This window comes from Binatus sp. (SeqCode) (genome assembly GCF_036522015.1).
GTDB lineage: Bacteria > Desulfobacterota > Binatia > Binatales > Binataceae > Binatus.
On sequence record NZ_DATDGQ010000040.1, the window covers coordinates 1 to 3534 of the forward strand.

A 3534-nucleotide genomic window follows, 5' to 3' on the forward strand; every position below is an offset into this window, starting at 1 on the left:
ACTTCGCACGACGGCGTGAGCGCCGCCGTCGTCGAGCTCGACGAGCGTTCACGTCCACCGGCGCGCGTGATCGCGTTTCAAACTTTCGCGTACCCGGCGCGCTTTCGCAAAGAGCTGCTCGCCGCTTCCGCCGACGAGAAAATCGGCGCCGCCGCGCTCTCCACGCTCAACTTCGCGCTCGGCCGCGAGCTCGGCCGCGCCGCCATCGAGATCGCCAAACGCGCGCGCATCGCGTTGACCGACGTCGCCTTTATCGGATCTCACGGCCATACATTCTTTCATCTCCCTCCGCGCCGCGCCGCGCGCGGACAGATCGCTTCCACGCTCCAACTCGGCGAGTCCGCCGTCATCGCCGCGGCTACCGGCGTTCCCGTGGTCGCCGACTTTCGCACGATGGATCTCGCGCTCGGTGGCGAAGGCGCCCCTCTCGCGCCCCTCGCTCATCTATGGCTGTTTGCGGATCCCAAGCGCGGCCGCGTCGTGCAAAACATCGGCGGCATCGCCAACGCGACGTACATTCCGCGCGTCGCGCGCCTGGATCACCCCGACCTGATCGCATTCGACACCGGTCCCGGCAACGGCATGATCGACGCGCTGGCGTCACGAATCTCGGGCGGCCGCTTGCGAATGGATCGTGACGGACGCATCGCGGCGAGCGGCCACGTCAACCAACCGCTGCTCGAGAAGCTGATGGAACATCCTTACTTTCGTCGCCCACCGCCAAAATCAACCGGCCGCGAGGAGTTCGGACCGGATTTGCTCGATCGCATCGTCGCCGACGCCCGTCGCATGAAAGTCGTTGACCACGATCAGCTCGCGACCGTGACCGCGCTCAGCGCACGCTCGATCGCCGACGCATGCCGCCGTTTCATTTCACCGCGCGGTCCTGTCGATCAGTTGATCATCACCGGCGGCGGCGCGCAGAATCCCACCCTGATGCGAATGATCGCCGACGAGCTTCCCGAGGTCGAAGTGCTCACCGCCGCGAAGGTCGGCGTTGACGGCGACGCAGTCGAAGCGGTCGCCTTCGCTATCCTCGGCTACCAGATGCTGCGCGGCCGCCAAGGCAACATCCCGAGCGTCACCGGCGCGCGCACCCCGGCCATCCTCGGCAAACTCACGATGCCACCGCGGCCACTAGCATGATCGCGTTCGAGCGCAACGGCCTGCAGTTCGATTTCCGCGCCAGCGGAATCGTAATTCACTGCGACCACGTACTATTGGTTCGCATCGAGCAGTTCCCTTCTTGGTTCCTCCCCGGCGGCCACGTCGAAATCGGCGAGCTCGCCGACGCCGCGATGATACGAGAGATGCGCGAAGAAACCGGCATGAGTGTGGAAATCGATCGCCTGGTATGGGTGGTCGAGAACTTCTTCACCCTCGACGGCAAACGCCATCAAGAGCTCGGATTCTTTTATCTGGTAACCCCGCCACCCGAAGTCACTCAACTTGATGTCGGCAAGGAATTTTACAGCAAGGAAGAAAACGGCACGCCGTTAATCTTCCGATGGCACCGCCTCGACACACTCAAGGACTTGAATATCTTCCCGTCGTTTCTAAAGACGGGTCTGTGCGCACTACCAACTTCGATCACTCACATCGTCCAACGAGACCCGACTGACTAATCCCTCCTACCATTGGGTGCAGGGGTCACCCCTGCCGAAGGAAGTGTGAAACCCACCGCGGGTTTCACATTTAATCAAGTTCCTTCGTTATGCACTTCTCTTATCTTCCGGCGCCTCGACTCCCGCCTTCGCCGCCGACTCGACCACCGCCGATCGAAAGATGCCATGAGCCATTGTCGATTCTTCGCGATCAGCCCGCGCCGCATAGACTCTCATCCTCACCTCATGCGCCGATTTGTCGTCCGGCGCGGCCGCCACCGCCCAATCCGCCAGATGACACGCGAGCACGACATCACCCGCCGCCAGTTTTTCGTTCGCTCGCGCGATCACCGGCGCGACTCCGCCAGCCAGCGCCGCGATCTCCCGCGCACGCTCGCCGTCCGTGGCCGGCTTCAGATTCGAGGGCGTGCCGTCGTACCATCCGCCCTCGAGCCGCCAGATGTTGCGCACGATAAACTCGGGCTCGTCGTACACCGCTTGCAGCCACGGCTTCTCCGCGAGATTCGCCGGTGGTTTCACGGTGTGAATGACTTCGTCCAGAGGCGCGCCCGCATTCATCATCGCAATCGTCTGATCGTACAGGCTCTGCAGGTAGTTCGCCGTGTCATTCAGCACCTGCCGAACGCGAATCGCGCCAAACACCGGGTAACCGTGCCCCGGCACGAGTACTTCCGCCCCGAGCCGCGCCATCACGCGCAGCGCCTCGGCCCATTCGCGCGCATAGCGCTGCGCCTTCTGCGGATTGCCGGCGTTGGGCGCCGCCCAGATTATCAAATCGCCGGTGCACAGCAGCTTGCGCTGCGGAATGAACACCCAGCAATGGTCGTCGGTCTCGCCGCGCGCATGATGGCATTCAAACTTGTCGTCGCCCGCAACTACATTCAACTGACTATCGAAGTAAGTATCCGGATAGACATACTCAGTCGGCCATGCCGCGGGCCGGTTGAACTGCCGCGTGTTGACTACTGTGTTGTATCCGCCGGTGCGCTTGTAGCGATCGAAGCGCGCCGCGACTGCGCGATGCCCCACGACGCGTGGCCGCGCAACCTTGTTCTTCTGCGCATCCGCGACAATCGCCGGCATCCCGCACGCGTGATCGACGTGACCGTGCGTGTAGATCGCCGTGTTCACCCGATCCGGCGAGAATTGCCGGATGAGTTTCACCGTCGCGTCCTGGTTGAAGTAGCCGCCGGTGTCGATCAGCACGAGCCCCTCGCGCGTCCTGGCCGCCGTCACGTTGGCAAACCAGCGATAGAACATGACGCCATCGGCAATTTCCTCGTACTCGCCGGTCGGCAACAGCGGATGAAACTGGCGGGTCGTGATCGCGCCAGTGAAAATCTTTTCAGATTGATCTCTAATTACGCCCATAGCTTTCAACTTTGGTTCCCCTTCGCTCGAGGGAACGGGCTAGGGGTTAGGTTCCTCGATCTGATGCAGCTCGCGGATGTGCCGAATCTTACCGTGCTCGACCCAGGTGTAGCGTTGATGCTGATCGATCAGCCGCGCTTCGATTCCCGCCGCTCGCGCACCCTCGACGTCGATCGAAAAGATGTCGCCGGTGAATTTCACATCGTGAGGCCCGACGCCCAGGCGCTCGAGCGCGATCTGGAAGATCCGCGGGTCGGGCTTCGCAACGCCGACGATGTGCGAGTCGATTATCACGTCGAAGAAAGGCGCCAGCCCGAATCGTATCGCGTCCGCTTCGACCTGTCCTTCGGCGTTCGACACGATCGCGAGTTTGTATCCTGCCGACTTGAACGCCTCGAGCGCTTCGAAGATTCCCGGCCGAACGACGCGCCACAACGTAGCCTCGCGATGTATCGCGCCGAATCTCGTTGCGCACTCCAGAAATTCCTCCTCAGGAATCCCGGCCGCCGTCATCCAGCCGCGAAAAAAATGTTCGTAC

At 62.3% G+C, this 3534-nt stretch carries 4 protein-coding genes; 2 read left to right on the forward strand and 2 right to left on the reverse strand.

Annotation, left to right across the window (positions count from 1 at the left end):
- Positions 1–1146, forward strand: a 1146-nt coding sequence (locus VIW95_RS01645; protein WP_331583356.1) for an anhydro-N-acetylmuramic acid kinase, incomplete at its 5' end; no start/stop codon positions are given.
- Positions 1143–1625, forward strand: a complete 483-nt coding sequence (locus VIW95_RS01650) for an NUDIX hydrolase (protein WP_331583358.1) — start codon at positions 1143–1145, stop codon at positions 1623–1625. The genes VIW95_RS01645 and VIW95_RS01650, both read left to right, overlap by 4 nt.
- Positions 1626–1712: 87 nt before the next feature.
- Here VIW95_RS01650 and VIW95_RS01655 read toward each other — a convergent pair whose 3' ends face one another.
- Together VIW95_RS01655 and VIW95_RS01660 are read right to left on the reverse strand one after the other, a co-directional pair.
- Complete coding sequence (locus tag VIW95_RS01655; RefSeq protein ID WP_331583360.1) at positions 1713–2996, reverse strand: alkyl sulfatase dimerization domain-containing protein; 1284 nt, start codon at positions 2994–2996, stop codon at positions 1713–1715.
- A gap of 39 nt (positions 2997–3035) precedes the next feature.
- Positions 3036–3534 (reverse strand): HAD-IA family hydrolase (locus VIW95_RS01660; RefSeq protein WP_331583362.1); only part of this gene is annotated, 499 nt, incomplete at its 5' end.

What these genes read in the sequence shown, in the direction of transcription:
- VIW95_RS01650 (WP_331583358.1), top strand. Translation starts at nt 1,143, where the DNA reads ATGATCGCGTTCGAGCGCAACGGCCTGCAGTTCGATTTCCGCGCCAGC.
- VIW95_RS01655 (WP_331583360.1), bottom strand. Translation starts at nt 2,996, where the DNA reads ATGGGCGTAATTAGAGATCAATCTGAAAAGATTTTCACTGGCGCGATC.